This is a genomic window from Streptacidiphilus jeojiense, assembly GCF_000719095.1.
In the GTDB taxonomy this organism is placed as follows: Bacteria; Actinomycetota; Actinomycetes; order Streptomycetales; family Streptomycetaceae; genus Streptacidiphilus; species Streptacidiphilus jeojiensis.
In genome coordinates this window covers 148,410-167,748 of record NZ_JOEH01000010.1, presented here as the reverse complement: position 1 = coordinate 167,748, position 19,339 = coordinate 148,410, and the positions used below count along the sequence as shown (strand labels likewise).

20 protein-coding genes are annotated in these 19,339 nt (G+C 67.8%); 12 read left to right on the top strand and 8 right to left on the bottom strand.

Annotation, left to right across the window (positions count from 1 at the left end; translation table 11 throughout):
* Positions 1-27 precede the first annotated feature (27 nt).
* The 8 genes from IF29_RS0115540 (at position 28) to mobF (ending at position 9,198) form a co-directional block, all read left to right on the top strand.
* Positions 28-1,047, top strand: a complete 1,020-nt coding sequence (locus tag IF29_RS0115540) for a DUF3560 domain-containing protein (RefSeq protein WP_051725362.1) — start codon at positions 28-30, stop codon at positions 1,045-1,047.
* 73 nt (positions 1,048-1,120) lie between these two features.
* Positions 1,121-1,708, top strand: coding sequence for a hypothetical protein (locus IF29_RS0115535; protein WP_030254604.1), 588 nt, complete (start codon positions 1,121-1,123; stop codon positions 1,706-1,708).
* 12 nt (positions 1,709-1,720) lie between these two features.
* Positions 1,721-2,158: a DUF6197 family protein gene (locus tag IF29_RS0115530; RefSeq protein ID WP_030254602.1), complete on the top strand. Its 438-nt coding sequence runs from the start codon at positions 1,721-1,723 to the stop codon at positions 2,156-2,158.
* Between the two features lie 62 nt (positions 2,159-2,220).
* Positions 2,221-2,610, top strand: coding sequence for a DUF6181 family protein (locus tag IF29_RS0115525; protein ID WP_157623761.1), 390 nt, complete (start codon positions 2,221-2,223; stop codon positions 2,608-2,610).
* On the top strand, positions 2,595-3,188 hold the full coding sequence (locus IF29_RS48985) for a DUF6349 family protein (RefSeq protein ID WP_408640811.1): 594 nt from the start codon (positions 2,595-2,597) through the stop codon (positions 3,186-3,188). The genes IF29_RS0115525 and IF29_RS48985 overlap by 16 nt, the downstream gene beginning before the upstream one ends.
* Before the next feature lie 91 nt (positions 3,189-3,279).
* Complete coding sequence (locus IF29_RS47640) at positions 3,280-3,612, top strand: DUF6211 family protein (RefSeq protein WP_332262542.1); 333 nt, start codon at positions 3,280-3,282, stop codon at positions 3,610-3,612.
* A 44-nt stretch (positions 3,613-3,656) separates the two neighbouring features.
* A complete protein-coding gene (locus IF29_RS0115515; RefSeq protein ID WP_051725361.1) occupies positions 3,657-4,307 on the top strand; it encodes a hypothetical protein in 651 nt (216 codons plus the stop codon).
* A 487-nt stretch (positions 4,308-4,794) separates the two neighbouring features.
* Complete coding sequence (gene mobF, locus IF29_RS0115505) at positions 4,795-9,198, top strand: MobF family relaxase (RefSeq protein WP_084714294.1); 4,404 nt, start codon at positions 4,795-4,797, stop codon at positions 9,196-9,198.
* 12 nt (positions 9,199-9,210) lie between these two features.
* On the opposite strand, the gene IF29_RS0115500 is transcribed toward mobF, so the two are convergent.
* From IF29_RS0115500 to IF29_RS0115490, 3 genes are read right to left on the bottom strand one after another with little or no spacing between them, the layout of a single operon-like run.
* A complete protein-coding gene (locus IF29_RS0115500) occupies positions 9,211-10,332 on the bottom strand; it encodes a glycosyltransferase family 4 protein (RefSeq protein ID WP_030254593.1) in 1,122 nt (373 codons plus the stop codon).
* The gene (locus IF29_RS0115495) at positions 10,329-11,717 is read right to left on the bottom strand and encodes a hypothetical protein (RefSeq protein ID WP_051725359.1); all 1,389 of its coding nucleotides are present in this window, start codon (positions 11,715-11,717) and stop codon (positions 10,329-10,331) included. The genes IF29_RS0115500 and IF29_RS0115495 overlap by 4 nt, the downstream gene beginning before the upstream one ends.
* A gap of 50 nt (positions 11,718-11,767) precedes the next feature.
* Entirely contained in the window at positions 11,768-13,024 is a 1,257-nt protein-coding gene (locus IF29_RS0115490; protein ID WP_030254588.1) for a nucleotide sugar dehydrogenase, read from the bottom strand.
* Positions 13,025-13,055: 31 nt separating this feature from the next.
* On the opposite strand from IF29_RS0115490, the gene IF29_RS0115485 reads away from it, so the two are divergent.
* A complete protein-coding gene (locus IF29_RS0115485) occupies positions 13,056-13,829 on the top strand; it encodes a glycosyltransferase family 2 protein (protein ID WP_030254585.1) in 774 nt (257 codons plus the stop codon).
* Between the two features lie 4 nt (positions 13,830-13,833).
* Here IF29_RS0115485 and IF29_RS0115480 read toward each other — a convergent pair whose 3' ends face one another.
* From IF29_RS0115480 to IF29_RS0115460, 5 genes are all read right to left on the bottom strand, one after another.
* The gene (locus IF29_RS0115480; protein ID WP_030254583.1) at positions 13,834-14,760 is read right to left on the bottom strand and encodes a TauD/TfdA family dioxygenase; all 927 of its coding nucleotides are present in this window, start codon (positions 14,758-14,760) and stop codon (positions 13,834-13,836) included.
* A gap of 58 nt (positions 14,761-14,818) precedes the next feature.
* Positions 14,819-15,727, bottom strand: a complete 909-nt coding sequence (locus tag IF29_RS0115475; protein ID WP_157623759.1) for a hypothetical protein — start codon at positions 15,725-15,727, stop codon at positions 14,819-14,821.
* Positions 15,728-16,359: 632 nt separating this feature from the next.
* Entirely contained in the window at positions 16,360-16,758 is a 399-nt protein-coding gene (locus IF29_RS0115470) for a hypothetical protein (RefSeq protein ID WP_030254577.1), read from the bottom strand.
* The gene (locus IF29_RS0115465; RefSeq protein WP_030254574.1) at positions 16,743-17,111 is read right to left on the bottom strand and encodes a hypothetical protein; all 369 of its coding nucleotides are present in this window, start codon (positions 17,109-17,111) and stop codon (positions 16,743-16,745) included. The genes IF29_RS0115470 and IF29_RS0115465 overlap by 16 nt, the downstream gene beginning before the upstream one ends.
* A complete protein-coding gene (locus tag IF29_RS0115460; protein WP_157623758.1) occupies positions 17,104-17,559 on the bottom strand; it encodes an ATP-binding protein in 456 nt (151 codons plus the stop codon). Before IF29_RS0115460 ends, IF29_RS0115465 begins: the two co-directional genes overlap by 8 nt.
* A 224-nt stretch (positions 17,560-17,783) precedes the next feature.
* Between IF29_RS0115460 and IF29_RS0115455 the strand changes: the two genes are divergently transcribed.
* The 3 genes from IF29_RS0115455 to IF29_RS0115445 all read left to right on the top strand — a co-directional run bounded on the left by IF29_RS0115455 (position 17,784) and on the right by IF29_RS0115445 (position 19,284).
* The gene (locus tag IF29_RS0115455) at positions 17,784-18,647 is read left to right on the top strand and encodes a helix-turn-helix domain-containing protein (protein WP_084714291.1); all 864 of its coding nucleotides are present in this window, start codon (positions 17,784-17,786) and stop codon (positions 18,645-18,647) included.
* A gap of 167 nt (positions 18,648-18,814) precedes the next feature.
* Positions 18,815-19,045, top strand: a complete 231-nt coding sequence (locus IF29_RS0115450) for a DUF397 domain-containing protein (protein WP_030254566.1) — start codon at positions 18,815-18,817, stop codon at positions 19,043-19,045.
* Complete coding sequence (locus IF29_RS0115445; RefSeq protein ID WP_030254563.1) at positions 19,045-19,284, top strand: DUF397 domain-containing protein; 240 nt, start codon at positions 19,045-19,047, stop codon at positions 19,282-19,284. Before IF29_RS0115450 ends, IF29_RS0115445 begins: the two co-directional genes overlap by 1 nt.
* The last annotated feature ends 55 nt before the right edge of the window (positions 19,285-19,339 follow it).

Below are 19,339 nucleotides of genomic sequence, written 5' to 3'. Positions count from 1 at the left end.
ACACTCTCACCACGAAAGACACCACCAATGACCATCGAGATCATCCACACCCGCAGTGACGGGACCCTGATCCACGGCACGAGCAAGGGCGACGGCGCCGCAGAGGTACTCAAGACCCGCGACTACTCCAGTGGCTACACCCAGCCCGCGCGCCACTCCCGCACTCTCGGCTGCTGGTACCTCCCGAACAGCCGGGACAAGCGCGCCTTGAAGACCATGCTGGAGGCACTGGCCGAGCGGTTGCGCGCCGCAGGCTTCACCGTCACCGTGACTATTCGGGAGGCCGACCGCCGAACCTTCGCGGACGCCGAGCAGGAACGGGTGGAACGGGCCGAGGACCGAGCCGAGCGCTTCGCCGGATACGCGGACAACGCTTCCACTCGATCGGATGCTGCCTGGGCGCGGGTCGGGCGGATCGCGGAGGGCATCCCGTTCGGGCAGCCCATCCTGGTGGGCCACCACTCCGAGCGCCGCGCACGCCGCGACCAGGAGCGCATGGACACCGCTGCTCGGACCAGCTTCGCCGAGTCCAAGCGCGCCGGTTACTGGTCCGGCCGGCAGCAGGCAGCGGAAGCCTACGAGCGGCACCGCACCAACCCCGGCCGCACCCTCCGCCGTCTCGACAAGCTGCGGGCCGACCTGCGCGCCGTCGAGAAGTGGCAGCACGGGCAGTCCGCCAAGGGGTACCGCCTCGACCCCACCAACCCCGAGGTCTCCGCCGAGCTGACCATCCGGCACGACGAGCTGACCGAGGAAATCACCTACTGGGAGGAGGTCATCGCCCAGGCCGAGGCGAACGGCTTCAAGGTATGGGCGCCGCAGGACTTCAAGCGCGGTGAGTACGCCCGCTACGGGGGCACCTGGTACGAGGTGCTGCGGGTCAACCCGAAGTCGGTGACCATCCCTCACATCCACAACGGGGTCGGTCGAAAGGTCGTCCGTGCCACGGACGCCGCGAACGGCTGGACGTGGACCCTGCCGTACCACGAGGTCTCCGGCCGAATGACCGCCGACGAGCTGGCGCAGAAGTTCACCGCCGCCCCCTGACCAATCACCCCAGCGCCGGGGGCGGCGGTCGCACACCTTCGCCCCCGGCATCCCGGAACGGACACCGATCCACATGCACGACGACATCCAGCAGAACGCCCGCGCGGTGCTCGCCATCGTCCGCGAGGTCAACGCCTGGCGTGACGAGTACGACCCCGGCACCGCAGAATGGCTCACCCTGTGCGGACTGGCCGAGTCCGCCGAACAGCTCGCCCTGTGGGTGGCGGACCAGCCGCTGCGGCCTGAGCCCGCCATCCAGCACAAGTCGCCGAAGGACGGCACTCGCAGCCTCGACTCGCTGTTCACCGCCTTCAGTACCCGGAATCTGCGCATGGGCCGGATAACCTGCGCCAGTTGCGAGACCGGGACCTACCGCGCTCGGTCGAGGAACACCTTCACCTGCGGGACCTGCGGAAACACCCTCGACGCGCAGGAGCTGGACCTAGACAGCGACGAGACATGGGCCGTGGACACCGACGGGACCTTGGGCAAGGTCGCCAACCCGTTGCTGGCGCACCACACCATGACCGCCGCCCTCAGCACCTGGCTCATGAGCACGGAGCGGTACGTCGAGCGCCAAGCCCTGCTGGAATTCCACCGCTCGGCCCTCGACCTCCGCACTGCGCTCAGCGTCGGCATCCCCTTCCCCGCTCGCGGCTGAGGGGGAACCGCCATGCCCATCCGCTACAGCCCGGACAGCATCGTCGTCCCCAGCGACCCGGCCGAGATCCTCGAATGGGCCGCCTGCCACATCGAGCACGTCGGCATTCACCAGGGAAACCACCTCTTCAACGGCCCAGGCCGCACCGTCACCCTGGCGTGCTGGCCTCGCGGAGCCATCCGCGTTGCCGCCGGCGACGGCCGCTTCACCAGCCAGCGCCGCTACGACCACGCCGCCATCCGGCGCGGTGAAGCCGAGGCCCTCCGGCTGTTCGCCGAGCACCTGACCGGCCACCCGATCAACGCCGACGAAGACCCGTACGCGTACAGGCGAGCCATCGACACGTGGAGCGCTGCCCCCGGCCGCACGGCCCAGGAGACCGCCGAGCAGATGCGCGCCGCTGTCCGCCAGGCGCAGGCCGCAACAGCCCGCGCCGAGCGCCTGTTCTAACCCAGTTGCTGGGGGTGGCGGTCGCCGCCCTCAGCCCGTTCACGACCCCCAGGCAGTCAGACATGCAGATCACCGTCAACCGCACGCCCACCCGTCGTGGAGCCGCCCAGCCCAGCACCGACGGCACCGCTCGAATCACCATCCCTCTGCAACTGCGGCTCAGCGCCTCCGAACTCACCCGCGCGCTTCTCGCCGCACCGGCGACTCCCGACCTAGCGACGCTGACCCCCGTCCAGACCCGGGCCGCGCTCGCCGCGGTGCTCGCCCAGCACGGCTACGCCGTGCTGACGGGGACCACCTTTGACGGTTGCGAGGAACGCCACCAGGACGCCCGCCGCGCGATCCGCGACGCCTACGGCGCGCGATTCCAGGACCACCAGGACGAGCAGCAGTTCCTGGCCGAACCCCTCCTGCTGTCCATGAGGGACGAAAGCCTGTGCGGGCAACCGTGAGCGAAGACCCACAGCCGCAGGGCGCCCGCGCCCGCCACACCCACTACGAGCGCGCACGCAACGGCGTGCTGTCCCCGTTTGGGGACACCACCGGCACCGGGCTCTGGCACATCCGAGCAGGGCACCCCGGAGGCGCGTACTCCGATCTGGGACACGAGCTCGACCTACCGGCAGAGCACACCCCCACCGTTCTCACGCGCTACGACCGCAGCGGCCGTGACGACTCGTCCCTAGGTGCCTGCTTGCGGTGCACCTGGGAGGGGAGCCGGCGCAGCGGACCCGGTGCTCTGAACAGAGCCGTCGAAGACGCACACGACCACGCCTTTCCCGGCTGGAGGACGCTGCCAACGCTGCCACCGGCGGCGGACGGTCACGGCCGTCGCCGGGACTGGCATGCCGTCGCCGGTTGCTACCCCGCCGGATGGCTCGACCGAGGAGCCCCTGTTCTGCGACCGGCGGTCGGGCGAGGCGACCAGCACCGGCCACCACACGCGGCCCGTCCCCGCTACGAACTGCGCATCGTCCGGCCAGCCGGACCGAACACCGACACCCCCGACGGGCAGGAGCCACTGTTCTGACCACACCACCCGCCACCTGAGCAGGTGGTCTAATGCAAGACCGGTCAGCCGAACCTCGGTGGGCCGGGAAAATAGGTGATGGCCAGCGCACATGGGCAACGGCGCTGGCCATCGGGCGTCCTCTCACCAAGAGAAAGACAAGACCATGGTATTTCAAGCGCCGCACGGAAATCCTGAGCCAGGCGACTACGTCAAGCTGCGGCCAGGTAACAGCGTCGGTGCCACAGAGCATGAGACCTTCGTCGTCGTGGACGACATCGCACCCGTGGCCGGACACATCGTGCTCAACCTCCCGCCCGCGCACCCCGACCAGGTGGACTGGGCCGCGGCCGTCAGTCCGGACGACATCGCGCTCTGCTTCCGGATCACCGAAGAAGGCCAGTGCAGCTGGACCCCGAACCCCGGCCCCGCAGCTGACGAGTAACCCAGCAGACCCCCGCCGACACCGAGGACGAACAGGAGCACCCAGTGCACCGCGACAACGGCCGCACGCTCTACTCGCGCGCCGACCTGCACAAGACCCACGGCATCAGCGTGCCCACCTTGCAGAACCTGTGGACCGACCGAGAGAACAACGGCCACCCTCCGGCCGAGACGGTCAACGGCGTCATGCACTGGGACGGAGCCGTCTGGGTTCCGTGGCACCGGGAGTACCTCCGGACCCGCGCCGCCGCAGCCACCACCAACACGCCGGACCTGTCCGGTGACCCGGAAGACCTACTGGGGCCGGCCGAGGCCGCCAAGGTCTGTGGCTTCGCGAACTCCGACACCATCTCCGGCTACATCAAGAATCCACCGGAAGGCTGGCCGGCCCCGGACGACTGGGATCGCCTCCCCACTCGGGACCGCCCGAAGTGGAAACGCTGGAAGCTGTGGGCGTACGTCGCCGACCGCCCCGGCCGCGGCCACGCCGGGGGCCGGCCCAGAGGCCGGAAGGCAGTCGCCTTCCCCTACCAGGGAGACCCGCGCCTCGAACTCGCCCGCACGGCCATCGCGGACAACCCCGGCGCCAAGAACGCCGAGCTGATCCCCGCCCTGCTCCCGCTGACGGAACGCGCCTACTCCCGCGCTGTCTGGAACCTGATCCTCAACTCCGCCCGCGAGAACTCGGAGGGCTGACCATGACCGACGCGCGCTGCCCGCGCTGCACCGGCCCCCTTGGCGAGAACGCCGCCAGCTCCCGCGTCACGACGGACCGGAGCATCCGGATCTGCACCTTCTGCGGCACCGACGAGGCGGACCGCGACGTCCGGGGCAAGGCCCCGATCCCGCCTCGCGACTGGCCGTTGCCTCGCTGATCTGCTCGAACCTGAACGGCCCCTGCCTACTGGCAGGGGCCGTTCAGGTTTTCCCAGAGGTAATCGCCACCGGACCGAAACGGCCTGTGGCGCCCCGAGACGGACTGCCGCTTACGGCAGTCCGAGGTAACAGCGTCTTCGGCGAGCCGCAGCAGTCCCCGCTGCTCCGAGCCCACAGCCTCCGCAGCCAACGGATGCCTTTCCGGCCCCTGTTAGCTGATCTTGATTTGAAAGGACCAAGGTATCGTCACTCCGTGACGATACTCTGACCACAACAGACCGAATCTGATCGAAGGGAGGGCGGGCCGATGGCGTGGGTAACGATGATCGGCCCGTCCGACGAGCAGGTGGAGTACCGCCTCACCGGCGGCCATGGCTGCGGCACCAGCACGACCGTGGATGCCGCCGTCCTGGTCGCGGCCGTCGAAGCAGCAGCCGCCGAGGCCGGGACCAGCATCGGCAAGCTGCTCGGTGACGCTGAGGCGAAGAGGATCTTCTACAAGGCGCGCTCAGCCCTCCGGAACGGCAAGCCCCTCAAGATCAACAGCTTTGACGCCGTGGAAGTGGCCACTGCTGCCGGTCTCAATGCCAGCGAGCTGTACGGCGAAGACCTCATGCCCGCCGCAGCAGACGGCCAGCTCGACTACCACCTCGACGCCGCCGAACGTCCCCTCGTCTGGATTGGCGAGGGACTGCACGAGTTCGGCATAGCCCCCGGCAGCACCCTCGGACCGGCGGACTTCCCCGCCGCCCGCCGTCTGATGCGCGGCGAAGACCCCCGCACCGGCAAGACACTGGTCGAACCCAAGCTCGCCATCGCCCCCGCCGCCAAGCTGCCCGCCGCACCGCTGGTCCGGGCCATCCGCAGGGCCGCCGCCGAGCAGGGCCGCAAGCCGGAATCGCTGCTCGACTCCAAGCGCAAGACCACCATGTTCGGCACGATGCAGCGGCAGGTGAACCGCTTCGGCGAGGCCCACAAGGTGCCGGTGTCCCACCTGCTCAAGCTGGCCGCCGCCGTCGGCATCGAGCCCACCGACCTCTACACCGCCAAGGCACTGGAAGCAGCCATCACCGCCGAGGCCGGCGGTCGGTTGGATGCCCGCCCCCTGCTGCGCGCCGTCGATGCCAAAGCCCGCGAACGCGGCGCACAGGCCCCCGATCTGTTCACCGCCGCCTCTGTGCGGCACCGCTACCTCCAGATTCGCGGTGAAGCACAGAAGCACCTGCGCGACCTCCCCATAGCCGTCAACGAGGCCATATCCATGGCCAAGTCAGCCGGACTGGACCCGGAATCCGTATGGGACACCGAGGAGATCAAGGTGGCCCGGCGCGAGGGCCGGGTGGAGGTCGGCAATCGCGGCGCCGACATGACCTTGGACCTGTCGAAGTCCAAGTCGGTGCTACTGGCCTACGCCGACGACGACGTGGCCGCAGACGTGGAGGCGATCTACGTTGCGGCCGGGCGCGAGGGGATCAGCGCGCTGGAAGGGTGGACCGCCTACGCGATGCGCGGCCACCACGGCGACGGCGAAGAGGCCGGAACTGTCGCCACCAGTGGCTTCTCCGGCTGGGTGATGATCCACCGCGCGGCCAGGCCAGTGAACGACGCTCCCTACGGAGACCCTCACTTCCACCTGCACGTCACCCTGGCCAACATGGTCCGGGGCGAGGACGGGAAGTGGTCCACCGTCGCCGCCGGAGGCCGCGACCTGCACCGCCACGCCCGCGCGACCCAGTCCCTGGTGAACGCACGCATCCGCCGCGAGCTCACCGACCGCTACGGCATCTCCTTCCGCCAGGACGAGCGCACCGCAGCCTGGGAGATCGCCGCGATCCCCGCCGCCACCGTCCGCCTGTTCAGCAAGCGCGACAGCCAGGTGCGCCAACTGCTCGACAAGCTCGGACTCACCTACGAAACCGCCACCCTGCGCGAACGCACCGCCGCCTCTGCCGTCTCCAAGGCACCCAAGAACGGGGAGACCGGCGTCGCGGACGACGTCCTGCGTGCCTACTGGCAGGCCGAGGGCCGCGCCGCCGGAGACGACCCCGCCGCCATCGCGGCCGAGGTCCTCCAGCAAGCGGACTCGTCCGCGAACCCCGACCTGAACGAGCTGTGCGCCATCGTCTTCGACCCGAAGAACGGACTGACCAGCCACAGCAAGGAGTTCACCCACGCCGCTGCCATCGCCGCCGTCCTGGACGCCCTCCCGTACGGCATCGGCAGCGCGGACGAGGCTGAACAGCTGACCGCAGCCGTCCTCAAGCACGCTGGCCACGCCGTCAAGCTCATCCCCCGCGGCGCCCAACACTTCTCCCACCCCGACCGGTACACCACCGCCGATGTCATTGCCGCAGAGGCCCAGATCATCACCGAGGCGACCGGCCGCCTCAACGAGAACGCCGCCGTCGTCCGCCCGCTGACGGTGGAGATGACCCTCTCCACCGTCGAGGCCCAGCACGGTCCAGGGTTCTCGTTCTCGGCCCAGCAGCGCGAGGTACTGCACCGCCTGCTGACCGCCGGGCACGGCGTGGACGCTGTAGTCGGTGTCGCAGGCTCCGGCAAGACCACCCTCATGGACGCCGCCCGCCAGGCATGGGAGGCAGAGGGACTCGTCGTCGCCGGCACCAGCACCGCAGCGGTCGCTGCCGCCAACCTGAAGGCCGAAGCCGGTATCACTTCCCGCACCATGGCGTCCTGGCTGCTCGGCCTCAGCACCGGCACTGTCAGCCTCGCGGGTGTTGACGTCCTGGTCGTGGACGAGGCCGCCATGTGCGATGACCGCGGCGTTGCCCTGCTTCTGGCCTTCGCCCAGCAGACCGCCACAAAGGTCGTCGGCATCGGGGACCCCAAGCAACTCCACTCCCCGGGCATCGGCGGGTCCTTCGCCGCGGTCCACCATGTGGTCGGCGGCCTCGAACTGGACGAGAACTTCCGGCAGAAGGACACCATCGAGCGCCGCGCGCTGGAGCTGTGGCGCGACGACAACCGGGTGGACGCACTACGCACCTTCGTCAGCACCGGCCGAGTCCACGCCCTCACCGATAAGGACAGCACCCTTGCCGCGATGCTCACCCTCTGGGCCGACAAGCGCGGCACCTACACCGACGACCACACCGCCGTGCAGCAGCTCCTCATGCTCGCCGCGACCAACGAGACCGTCGAAGAACTCAACCTCGGTGCCCGCGCCATCCGCAAAGAGCAGGGCCACCTCCCCGGCCCGGAGCACACCTATGCCCTGGCCGGCGGCCGGGAACTCGCAATCTCGGTCGGCGACCAGGTGCTGCTGCGGACCAACGACTACCGCTCACGCCTGACCCGCGGCGAGCACGACGACGTCCTCAACGGCTTCCGGGGAATCATCCGCGCCGTGGATGCCGAACGCCGAGTGCTGGTCGAATGGCGGGAAAAGACCAAGGACGGCGAGCGCGACGTCACCGAATGGGTGGACGCCGACTACATCTCGGGCGGTGGCCTCAGCCTCGGCTACGCCATCACCGGTCACAAGAGCCAGGGACTCAGCGTCCAAGACACCCTCGTCTACGGCCCCGGCGCCCAGGCGAATGCGCTGTACACCATGATGTCGCGGGACAAGCAGGAGACGCACCTCTTCCTCCCCCTTGCCGCCTACGAGACCGACGCCGACCGCGCCCGCGCCGGAGCCCCCGCCTCTGACCAGGAGCGGGTGGACCGCGCCGTCGCCGGACTCATCCGCGAGGTCGAGACCGGCACCGAGGAGAAGATGATCCTCACCGAGCTTCCGAAGAAGGATGTCCCCGCCCACCTCCGGGACATCGTGGCGGCGCTGCCGACTCCCCGCGCTCCCGGCACCGGCCAGGACGAGCCCGAAGACCAGGAGCCTGCCGAGCTCAACGAACGCAGCCCGTACACGTCGAACAGCGGACCGGTCTACGTTCCAGCCGAGCCCTTCACTGGCCCGCCCGCGAGCCCCTACACCCGCTTGGACGCCGACGGCCTCCGCGCGGCGCTCCGCCGAGCAACTGCTGCCGTGCAGGCGACCCGGGTCGCAGCACAGGAAGCCGAGTTGCGCGCCGACCAGGCAGGGCAGCAGGCAGCCGCCAATCGCGGACCCCACGTTCAGTCCCTGATGCGCCGCCGAGACGACATCACCGAACGGGCCGGGGCCATCAGGGAGATTCAGGCCGTGACGGAAGCTCTCATCGAGAGCACCGCAGCTGAACAGGCCATCCGTCAGCAGATCGGCCGCCTGCGCGAGGACCTGGCCGCAGTCAGTCGATTCGGGCGACCTGTACTCCGGGGTGACCAGCGTGAGCACGCCGGGGCGCGCCAGGCGGAACTGCTCCAGGAACTCGGCGAGGTGGTACAGGGCGTTCAACAGCTTCAGAAGCGCGCTGATGGACTCGCGGCTTCGGCAGGTTCTGCTGCGCAGTACGGCGAGGTGCTGGCTGAAGAGTCAGTGCTCAGCGAAGGCTTCGGCCCCTTGCTCCACCGCGCTCAGCAGCAGGACGTCGAGGCAGCGGCTGCGCTGAGGCGAGGGGTTGCCGCTGCACGCGGCACAGCGGCCGGCGCCGAACACCGTGCAGTCGGCCTTCGTGCTGAACTCGCTCGGCGGACAACCGCACAGGGGCCGGTCCAGGCTGAGCAGGGCCGTGCGGCCGTCAACCGATATGCACCGGCCCATGATCCCTCGACACTCGGAGAGATCGAACTCCCGTCCGGTCCCACAATGTAGTGGGAGGGCTGGTCAGCAGCGGGAGGCGGAGACGACCTTGGCGGTCATGTCCACCAATTGCCGGGCAGTGGTGGTGATGTTGTACCGGCGGGAGTTGCTCTCACCGGCGCGGATCAGGGCGTTGCGCCAGCGCACGTCGCGGGCCAGTTCATCCAGAGCGGATGCCAGGCTCGCTGGGTTGCCAGCCGTGAACGCGTTACCAGCTTGGCCCAGGGTGTCTGCCATTCCAGCGACGTTCGAGAAGGCGACGGGGAGCCCATGGGCCTGCGCCTCGACGGCCACCAGGCCGAACGCCTCCGAGCCGGCGGTGGTGAACACGAAGGCGTCGAATTCCGGTAGTCGTTCCCACAGCTGCTGGCGGGGCATGAACGGCGTGAACACCACCCGGTCCTGGAGGCCGAGAGACCGGGCGCGCTCACGGAGTGATTCTTCCTCCGGGCCGTCGCCGATGATGGTCAGCCGGTGCGGCTGATCGGCCATCGAGAGTGCCTCGATGGCCGTGATCGTGGACTTGTTGGCGTCCAGGCGCCCGGCGTGCACCAACGACAGCGGTCCGGTACCGACCGACGGTTGATCGCGTCCCCGGACGCTGCCCAGGGGGATACCCCACGGGATGACGGTGAGTCGTTCGGTGAATCGGCGGCCGGTGAGACGGTCGATGCGGGCAGCCAAGGCGGGGGTCGGCGCGACGATGCTGGCGCTTGCTGCGGCTACTTGGTTCAGGCTCTGGCGCTCTGATGCGTTGCGCTCAGCGGTCATGACGTCGGGACCGTGGGCGATGGCGATGATCGGGATGTCGCCAGCGGTCCGGGTGAAGGCCAGGCTCAGAGCGAGCCCGGGGTACTGGGCGTGGATGACATCCGGGCGGATCTTCTCGATGAGTGCACCGACCTCACGGGTCAGCTCGTCAACATAGGCGCCGTAGCCGGGGCCCTGGGGGTGCTTCGACGTGGAGAGGAGCACCAGCTGATCGAACGCATCGCCCCAACCCTGATCGACTGGTGTTCTGCCCAGGAAGGTCGTGTGGGCCTCTGGCATCGCGCGGTAGAGGTCGTTGACGAGGATCATGCCGCCGGACGAGGGTGCGGCCGGGCGGTTGATGCCGGTCAGGACATTCAGCAGCTTGGTGGTCATGCGGAGGCTCCGTTTATTAATGAAAGGTGGCTGGACATAGAAGATCGGGATTCCAGTGCCGATTTCTCTCGGGGGTTGTTGGTGGTGTTCTGTATCTCGCGCAAGCGGGGAGGTGCCCACCACGACGCCAGGTGTGGTGCGAAATCGGCCGCGATCTCATCGGCGGGATGCAGATATCCCTTGTCGTCCAGTTCTGCCGTCCATGCCCTGACCGTCGATCGGGGGTAGACGGGATTGATCCCGATTTCCCCCTTCGGGAGAATTCCATTGAAGGGTGTTGGTATTCCCTCGCTGTTCCAGTAGTCCCATGCCTCCAGCGCTTTTGCCTTCTCGAAGCAGTGGTACAGCTGGGGGTAGCGGTCCATGTACCGGATCTCGCGGAAGGTGACCTGTCCGATGAGACCGGGCGCGGCGTTCTGGAGCGTGCTGAGTTCGACGTCCTGGAAGGTGACTGCTGCCGCGTCCTGGGAGGGGTCCAGTGCGGTCCGGGCGAATAGGTGGGACAGCCGTCCCCGGACGTACTCGGCCGCCCCCGAGGCGAGGGATGGTTCGATGCGCTCGATGAGCTGGACAAGCCGGTGATGGCGCGGGCTGAAGCGGGCCAGGTCGAACAGGGCGTCCATGGTGTCCACTGCAGCGAAGGCAAGTCGCTTGTAGAGCCAGTTGTTCAGCTCCCCCGCCTGGGCACAGGCCCTGGTCTCCGGAGATGTGGAGTGCAGCATCAGGTACTCCGACAGGACCTCGAAGTACAGGTAGCCGAGGAACGGCACATGAGCCACGGCGTCAGCCAGCTGGTCGATGAAGTCGCCTGCCGCAGTGGCGCGTCCGACGGCGTTGAGCAGGGCGAGGTCGAGGAAGGGCGCGGCGGCGCGCACCCGGGCCGGCACAGCGCGGGCGAGCTGGCGGTTCTCGGCAGGGGTAAGGAAGCTCTGGTAGCGCTGGTAGGTGCGCAGGTGGATGGTGCCGAGGTGCAGGTAGTCGATGCCCTTGGGCTGGACCGGGGCGTCCGGGGTGACCTCGAAGATCATGGGAGTGAAGGACGGCTTCGTCCGCAGCAGGTAGGCGCCGAGGTTGTGGGGGCGCAGTCGCCCGCGCTGGCTGGTCAGGGGCGAGCAGTACAGGGCTCCGACCAGGCACCCGGTGGAGACGTGCAACTGTCGGCTGGCTCGGATGGCGTCGATGCTCCTGGTGGTGTGCAGGAGGTGCATCGGCTTTCCGCTGACGAGCATTTCCGTCATGGCGTTGGACCGGATCAGCCAGCCGTTGGGGGTGGAGCATTCCAAGTAGTCGCGCCATTCGCCTTCGCTTTCGGCCAGCGAAGCAGGAATCCGGCGCTGCGCAGGCACGGTGTAGTCCGTGTGGGCGTGCTCCCATTCGTTGCGCAAGGCGACTCCCGGAGTTGGATAGAGGGCAGTAATTCGGGGGGGCCTAGGATTTAAAGGGTTTCCACGTTCGGTCCGGACAGGCGGTTTCGGCAGTCGAGGACGTAGGGTGCGTTCTTCTCGATCATCGGGAGGTCGAATCGTGCATGGTCCATGAGGAGCACGACGGCGTCTGCGGCGGCGATCTCCAATGGAGTCGCGTCCACCAGGGGCACGTTCACCCTCGTGGCATCGCCAGGCTGGACGTTGGGGTCGGCGCCGCGGACGTCGGCGCCGAGGCGTATCAGAAGCTCGGCGACACGTGCCGAGGGCGACTCGCGCAGGTCAGTGGCGTTGATCTTGTACGTCATGCCGAGCAGCAGGATTCGGGCGCCCTCGACAGGCAGGTGGCGCTGGTCGAGTGCTTCCGTGAGGCGCTGCACGACGTAGTCGGGCATGTGGCGGTTCACGTCGTCGGCGAGTTCCACGAACCGGAAGGGGACGCCGAGCTCCTGCTTGACCTTCCAGGCCAGGAACAGCGGGTCGATGGGCAGGCAGTGCCCGCCGACGCCCGGTCCCGGGGTGAACCTGGTGAAGCCGAAGGGCTTGGTCGCGGCGGCGTCGATCGCCTCCCAGATGTCCACGCCGAGCGGTTTGGCCAGCATTGCCAGCTCGTTGACCAGGGAGATGTTGACGAATCGGAAGACGTTCTCGATCAGCTTGGCCATCTCGGCGACCTTCGGTCCGGAGACCGGAACCGTGGTCTGGAAGATGGTGTCGTAGAACGCCTTGATCGTGTTGAGGGACTTGTCGTCGATTCCGGACACCAGTTTGGGCGTCCCCTCGAAAGACCAGCGCTTGTTGCCCGGGGCGATGCGTTCGGGGCTGAAGCCGGCACCGAAGTCCACCCCGCGTTTCAGGTCCGAAGCCTGCTCCAGGAGTGGCAGGAGGATCTCCTCGGTGGTGCCGGGGTAGGTCGTGGACTCCAGCACCACCGTCGCGCCGGGGCGGAGGCGGCTGCCCAGCGTCCGGGCGCACGACTCGACGTAGGACAGGTCGGGCACGCCGTCCCTGAGCGGCGTGGGAACGGTGATCGCCGCGAGGTCGAAGCCGTCCAGGTCGGCAGGGTCGGCGGTGGCGGTGTAGGCCCCGGACTCCAGTACTGCGCGGAGCCGCTCCGAGGCCACGTCCTGCACGTACGACTCGCCGGCGCTGAGCTGCTTGATACGGTTCAGGTCCACGTCGTAGCCGACGACGCGGTGGCCGACCTCGGCGGCGCGCACGGCGAGCGGCAGGCCCACATAGCCCTGACCGGCGACAACAACGTCCATGACGACTCCTATCCGGGTGAGGAGCACCGCTGTGCCCCTGGTTTCTGTGGTGATGCCGGTACACAATTCGGCCGCCACCCTCGGTGCGTCGGTGCGCTCCGTGCTGGCGCAGACCCATGCCGACGTGGAACTGCTGGTCACCGACGACGCGTCCACCGACGGCTCCTGGGACCTGTTGCAGGAGCTGGCCCGCCAGGACGAGCGCGTGCGGCCGCAGGCGGCACCCGAGCAGGGCGGCGCGGCCAAGGCCCGCAACCTCGCTATGGCGAGGGCGCAGGGGGAGTACGTGGCCTTCCTCGACAGCGACGACATGTGGCTTGCGCAGAAGCTGGAGCGGCAGCTCGCGTTCGCTGCCGAGGGCGATGCCCCACTGACGTTCACCTCCTACTACAAGGTCGCTGGCGACTACGAGGGCGAGGCGTGCGACTTCACGTCGAACGGACGGCTGATCGAGGCACGCGAGTTCGTGACGTACCGGGACATGCTGGTGCAGGACCACATCGGCGCGCTGACTGCCATGTACGACCGGAAGCTGCTGGGCACCAGGCTGATGCCGGACATGCCGAAGAGGCAGGACTACGCGCTGTGGCTGTCGATCATGCGGGACGGACACCCCGCCCGAGGTCTGCGGGAACCGCTGGCGGTCTACCGGTCCGGCCGGGCCGGGTCGCTCTCCTCCAACAAGCTCGCGCTGGTGGAGCACAACTGGCGGCTGTACCGGGAGCACGAACACCTGTCCGCGCTCCGATCGACGCGGGCGCTGGCCGGAGCGGCGTGGCACTCGGTGCGGAAGTCGCGCATCTAGGCGTTCACGATGCGAGGGACGCCGGTGTGCGCAGGAGCAACTGGAGGAGCAACCGCCGGTCGGCCACCGGGACGGCCTCCTGACCGCTGTGGAGCGCCTCCCGGCCGTGCAGGAAGCGGCGCTGGTTCACGATGAGGTAGTCCCCGCGCTGGAGCATGAACGTGACCTGCCCGCGGACGAGCTCCTCGGCAAGCTGCCTGGCGGCGTCGGCGTGCGCCGGGCTCAGCTCGGACCGCACCAGCATCTTGGCGGTGAACCGGACGAACCCGTCGTCCGGGGCGGAATCGTCCAGGATCGGGAACGGCTTGTACTCCTCGCCCACGCCGTGAAGGTCGAAGAACGTCCCGTAGTGGTAGGCCGGCTCAGCCAGCAGGACGCGGCTCTCCTCCGACAGGCGGCCCACCGCGGCGTGAGCGTCGGAGAGGATGCTCGGCCCGCTGCCGAGCGGGTCAGGGCGGATGCACAGGAGCGTGGTGAAGTCCGGGGGCACCGTGGCGTTCACCAGGTCCATGTGGTGGGCATTGTACCCGACCCCGCTGGATTTGCCGGGGTCCTTCTCGACCTTTACCCCGATGTCCTTCCACAGCGGCCACCGCGGGAACGGTGAGAAGGGGACGGCCACCTCCGCCGCGAGGGCCACCGCCAGCCGCCGGAACCGGTCGCCGGTGCCCAGTGCCTCGGCGAGGTTGCCCAGACGCAGCACGGCGTATCCGCCGCCCTCGCCGGACAGCGCGTGGCGCAGGGACTCAGCGGTTTCCTTGAGCAGCGGCACGGCCCCCATCTGCTCCTGGCACTGCGCGAGCGTGCTCTCCGTGGGAAAGCCCGCGACCATGTCCCAGTCGGGGAGCGTGGCGCTGATCTCGACCAGGGCCTCTTCGAGCTCCCTCGGCAGGTCGATGAGGGTGGGGGCGGTGGTGCCGGTCTGGGTCATGCTGGACTCCTTCAGTGCCAAGATGGGTGCCGCCTGACTGCGGCGTCCTGCGGAGAGATCAGGGGAGGAGGCGCCCGACGAGAGAACGAAGCGGTTCTTCAAGCTCCGGAAACATGTCTTCGGATACGCGTTCGAGCCAAATCGCGCATGCGGCGAGAAGTGCGAAACGGCCCTCCGGGGACTCGAAGAGCGTCTGGAACGCGGCCCACACCCGCCTGGCCACCTCCGGGTTGTCCAGCGCCGAGGTGTAGAGGACGGCCGCATCGAAGCCGACCGGAGCCAACCCCCAGTACTCCCAGTCGAAGAAGTACAGCCTGGGGCCTCCGATGTTGGACCACACCAGGTCGCCGTGCGCTGCCGCCCATCGGGTCTGAGTGCTGATACTCGTCCCCAGGTGCAGCGGCATGATGAAACGCAGGTAGTCGGGCCTGATGCGGTAGCGGTCGGTGCGAACCCGGGAGATGGCGTTCAGCGACGACCGCAGGCTGGTCCACCAATAGGTCGGCAGCTCCAGCCCGTCCGGCGGCCGTCGGCTCGTGGACAGGGAGCCATTGGCAGCCCGCTGGTAGACCTCGGCCCGGTAGTAGTAGCCGTCCTGCGTCCACTCTTCGGAGTCGAGCAGACGGGGGCGCGGAACACCTGCCGGCATTGCTGCGTCGGCGGTGGCAGGTCCGTCCCAAGTGGCTTGGAATCGGGCGTTCTTGCCACCGATGACACTACTCATCCGAAGCCATAGTCCTTCGCCAACAGGTAAGTTGGCGTTGCGGCACTGCCAGCCCCAGATCAACGAGTCCGGCTGCCAGGTCACCTCGAAGTGATCGCAGGCCCTGCCAACGGCCTCGCGCATTCGCTCGCGGTCCGCGCCAGCTGACCACCCTCCGGAGAAGGAGCTGCTGAGGAACTCTGGACCGGAGGGCAGGCCGCTGAACTGCTCTGCTGGGCTGAATGTGCTCGTGGAAACGCTCATGACCTGGCTTTCTGGTCGGGACTGCTTCCACGGTGTCCGCGAGCTGTTCGCCCCGGCGGGTGAACAACTGCACCAGTGCTTGGTGTCCGGCAGTGCCGTGGAAGGCAGAGAGAAGGAGCGATCGGGAGGTTCTGCTGCGTGAGGCGGAAGCGCCGATCGGTGGGGGCGGCGAGATCCATGGGAGCGGGAGGGCTCGCCGCCCCCTCATCCGCTGGCGACCCCTTGTGCAGGGTCCGCCGGCGGGGGCGTCCTTCCCGGCATCGGATGGAACCGGCAGGAAGGAGGACTGGGTTGGCTGTGGCGTGGCACTAGCTGGCCGACGCGGTCCGACGGGGGAGGTTCGACGTGTATCCCCGGAGCATCCCGCACGTCGAACCTCCCGTGGGCAGCTGAAACTTTCCCCTCATCAGCTGCACCGTCACCGCCCTGGTGATGGAGTTGGGCACCGAGGGCGGAGTCTGGAAGCGTCCCCGCCCCGTGGCCAGCTGGCTGGGGGAGCTGAGGGCGGGGACGCGGGCAGGACACCTGGAAGGGGTTGCCTGCCACCCGCCGCGGGATGCGGCGGGAGCCCGTGGCGAGCTGCAGAGGCGGCTCGGCGGCAGCGAGCGGGATGTGCCCCGCCTGGCAGGCGTTCACGGGGTGCCTACCAGGCGGGAGACCGAGGGGCCAACGCAGGACGGTTGGACTGAGAAGATCGGCAGGGCCTGAATCGGGGCGATGTCCCAGCGGAGGGCTCTGGCGGGGAAGTCGAGGCGGTAGTCGACGGGGAAGCCGTTGGTGAGGGTCCTCCTGGTCTCCCGCTGCTTCCGGAAGAGCCAGTCATCCATCCGGTCCTCTTCGGATTCCGGGAGCAAGGACCAGAGAATGCGCAGGTCACGGTTCATCCAGCGCATGGCCTGGTCGGCGGTGTCCTGCACGGCGAGAGACTGCTCCACAACGCGTGGGACTTCGTCAGTCGTCATCGCGGTCTTGATGCACCAGTAGCGGCGCTCAACGACTAGCTGTGTCGTCGGTATCAGGCGGTCGAGCACAGCACCCCCTGGTGAACCAGGTCGGCCAGCCAGATGGGCTGGCCGATCGTGGTGGGGCGGACGCTGAAAAGCTGGTCGATTCCGCCGGCCGAGAGCTCCAGCACGTAGGGGCACCCCTGCGCGAGGGCGTAGGCAATCTGGAAGAAGCCACCGAGGCTTCGGATTTCATGCCAAATGCTGCATAACGCCTCATCGCCGAGCTGCACGCCGGAGTCGAGCAGACGGGCGAGAACCCAGTAAGCGGCAGATACGGGATCGCGGGTCTCGAACCGGGAGAGGAGGTGCGACTGCCTGCCACCGCCCGTCACGGACGCTGTCTGCACGCAGGAGAGGATGACCGGTGCTTCAGGCATCGCGAACTCCCGCCTTCTGCAAGGCGAGGTAGGCCGTGACGACCTTCCCGTTTTCGAGCATCTCGATGTCGAGTCCCGCGGTATAGCTGGAGACGATCCCCAGCCCGCGACCCTCCTCTACTTGCGCCGCCTCGGACGGCTCGCGGCTGGAGAGGAAGCGCGGGTGCCTCAAGTCGTAGTCCCTGACGTGGAGGTGGAGCCCGAGGCTTCCGCCCAGGATCGTCACCCGGCACCTCTTGACGTTGGCGTGCCGAAGGACGTTGGTGATCAGCTCGGTCAGCACCACGACTGAGTCACCTGTCAGCTCCTCCATGTCCCATGCGATCAGGAGGGCCGTAAGGAGTCTGCGCAGCCTTCGAGGAGTCTGCTGGGTGACTATGTCGATGTCCTCGACATAGCGCCGCACAGGACCTGTCGCCCTTCCGGACGATTCGGTCGCATCAGTCACAGCTGCCTCCCCTCGGCATACGAGCGCGCAAAGGATCATGTAGCGCCCTGGACTTGCCGGGGCACTCTCGGTGACGCCCTTGAATCGTCCATCTTTTGCTGAGGCAGCGTCAAGTCAGATGCCTTGGCAATTGCCAAACTTCCTGCTTCGGCATATGCCAAGGCATCTGACGGTCAGGGGGACCTGCGGTACCCTCGGCTCACGACGACAGGAGGCCGGGGCAAATGGCCAGCACCAACACGCAGTTGATGGCGAGCGTTGCCCTCAGCCGCACCCTGCGCCGCCTGCGCGAGGCCCGCGAGCTGAAGATTGTCCAGGTCGCCGAGGCCCTGAACGTGGACGATTCCACGCTCAGCCGCATCGAGAATGCGAAGCGCGCCTGTACGAAGGAGATGTTCGACCAGCTCATGGAGCTGTACGGCATCGCCGGCGACGAGTTGGCTGAGCTGACGGATCTGCATGCTTCGACGCGCGAGCGTCAGCCCACGTGGTGGTCGAAGTATGACGACGTCATCTCTGCCAACTACTCACGGTTCCTCGGATTCGAGGCATCGGCCGCGGTGACCTACGAGTACCAAGTCGCGCTGGTCCCCGGACTTCTCCAGACGGAGCGGTACGCGAGGGCCGTGACCGGAGTCGGCTTCGCCTCGCTCGGACCCGACCAGGTGGACGGTCTCACCGAGGTTCGCGGCCACCGGCAGCGGCTGCGAATCCTGGAGACGAGCCAGCCCTTGGAGTGCCATTTCGTCCTCAGTGAGGCGGTCCTGCACTTCGAGGTGGGTGGTAAGGATGTGCACCAGGAGCAGTTGCAGCAGCTCCACGACCTCTCCCAGCGGGACTTCATCGACCTGCGCGTGATCCCTTGGGACCGCGGTGCCGAGGGTACGCAGACTGGTGCCTTCGTCGTCTTCGGATTCGCCAACACCGATGTGCCGGACGTGGGCTTCAGCGAGTCGGTGACGGGCATGACACTACTGGACGACCCGCGTGACCTGCGTCGTCTTCACCGGCTATTCCGAAACCTCTCCGACAGCGCGCTCTCTGCCGAAAAAACCCGCGACCTAATCGCGCGGGTCAGGGGAGACTGATTGCTGCACCGGCGGGGGCTGCCGCGTGCGACGGACGTCGGCGTTGCGGAAGCCCACGATTGTACGCTTTCCGCCACGTAGCAGGCATGTGACTTGTCCCCCTACTTCCTCGCGGCAGAAGATAGCCTTGAGGTGGCCATACGCAACGAGAAAGCACTGGTCTGATCATGAACACAGTAGGCGAGATCTACGCAGCGGACCTCTCCGGCGCGGAGTGGAAGACGAGTTCTTACACCGGCAACAACGGCAACTGTGTCGAGATTGCCCAGATTCCGGGCAGCACCGCCGTGGCTGTCCGTGACACCAAGAACCGTCAGATCGCTGCGGTGCGTGCCTCTGGAGCCGCGTTCCAGCTCTTCACGTGTGCCGCTGCCGATGGACTGTTGCAGGCGGCGTAGTGGAAGGCGATGCCGTCGAGAAGGCAGAGCTGTATGAGGGTGGTGTCGATACAGCCGCGCTCGTGTGGTTGAGCGCTCCCGGTAGCGACCCCGAGGACCGCATCGAGGTCGCTTTCCTGGAGGATGGTCATGTTGCTCTGCGCAACCCTGCCGACCCGAATGGAACGGTGCTGTACTACACGCCCGCCGAGTGGGAGGCGTTCACCCTCGGAGCGAAAGACGGCGAGTTCGACCATTAGCGACAGCGCCAGCAGCTCAGGCCCCCTGCCCGATGAGGGGGCCTGAGCTGTTCTC

Excerpts from the sequence above, each read along its gene's own strand:
- IF29_RS0115525 (WP_157623761.1), top strand. The coding sequence starts at position 2,221 with ATGCAGATCACCGTCAACCGCACGCCCACCCGTCGTGGAGCCGCCCAG.
- mobF (WP_084714294.1), top strand. The coding sequence starts at position 4,795 with ATGGCGTGGGTAACGATGATCGGCCCGTCCGACGAGCAGGTGGAGTAC.
- IF29_RS47640 (WP_332262542.1), top strand. The coding sequence starts at position 3,280 with ATGGGCAACGGCGCTGGCCATCGGGCGTCCTCTCACCAAGAGAAAGAC.
- IF29_RS0115475 (WP_157623759.1), bottom strand. The coding sequence starts at position 15,727 with ATGAGCGTTTCCACGAGCACATTCAGCCCAGCAGAGCAGTTCAGCGGC.
- IF29_RS0115500 (WP_030254593.1), bottom strand. The coding sequence starts at position 10,332 with ATGACCACCAAGCTGCTGAATGTCCTGACCGGCATCAACCGCCCGGCC.
- IF29_RS0115465 (WP_030254574.1), bottom strand. The coding sequence starts at position 17,111 with ATGCCTGAAGCACCGGTCATCCTCTCCTGCGTGCAGACAGCGTCCGTG.
- IF29_RS0115455 (WP_084714291.1), top strand. The coding sequence starts at position 17,784 with ATGGCCAGCACCAACACGCAGTTGATGGCGAGCGTTGCCCTCAGCCGC.
- IF29_RS0115490 (WP_030254588.1), bottom strand. The coding sequence starts at position 13,024 with ATGGACGTTGTTGTCGCCGGTCAGGGCTATGTGGGCCTGCCGCTCGCC.
- IF29_RS0115480 (WP_030254583.1), bottom strand. The coding sequence starts at position 14,760 with ATGACCCAGACCGGCACCACCGCCCCCACCCTCATCGACCTGCCGAGG.
- IF29_RS0115530 (WP_030254602.1), top strand. The coding sequence starts at position 1,721 with ATGCCCATCCGCTACAGCCCGGACAGCATCGTCGTCCCCAGCGACCCG.
- IF29_RS0115450 (WP_030254566.1), top strand. The coding sequence starts at position 18,815 with ATGAACACAGTAGGCGAGATCTACGCAGCGGACCTCTCCGGCGCGGAG.
- IF29_RS0115535 (WP_030254604.1), top strand. The coding sequence starts at position 1,121 with ATGCACGACGACATCCAGCAGAACGCCCGCGCGGTGCTCGCCATCGTC.
- IF29_RS0115540 (WP_051725362.1), top strand. The coding sequence starts at position 28 with ATGACCATCGAGATCATCCACACCCGCAGTGACGGGACCCTGATCCAC.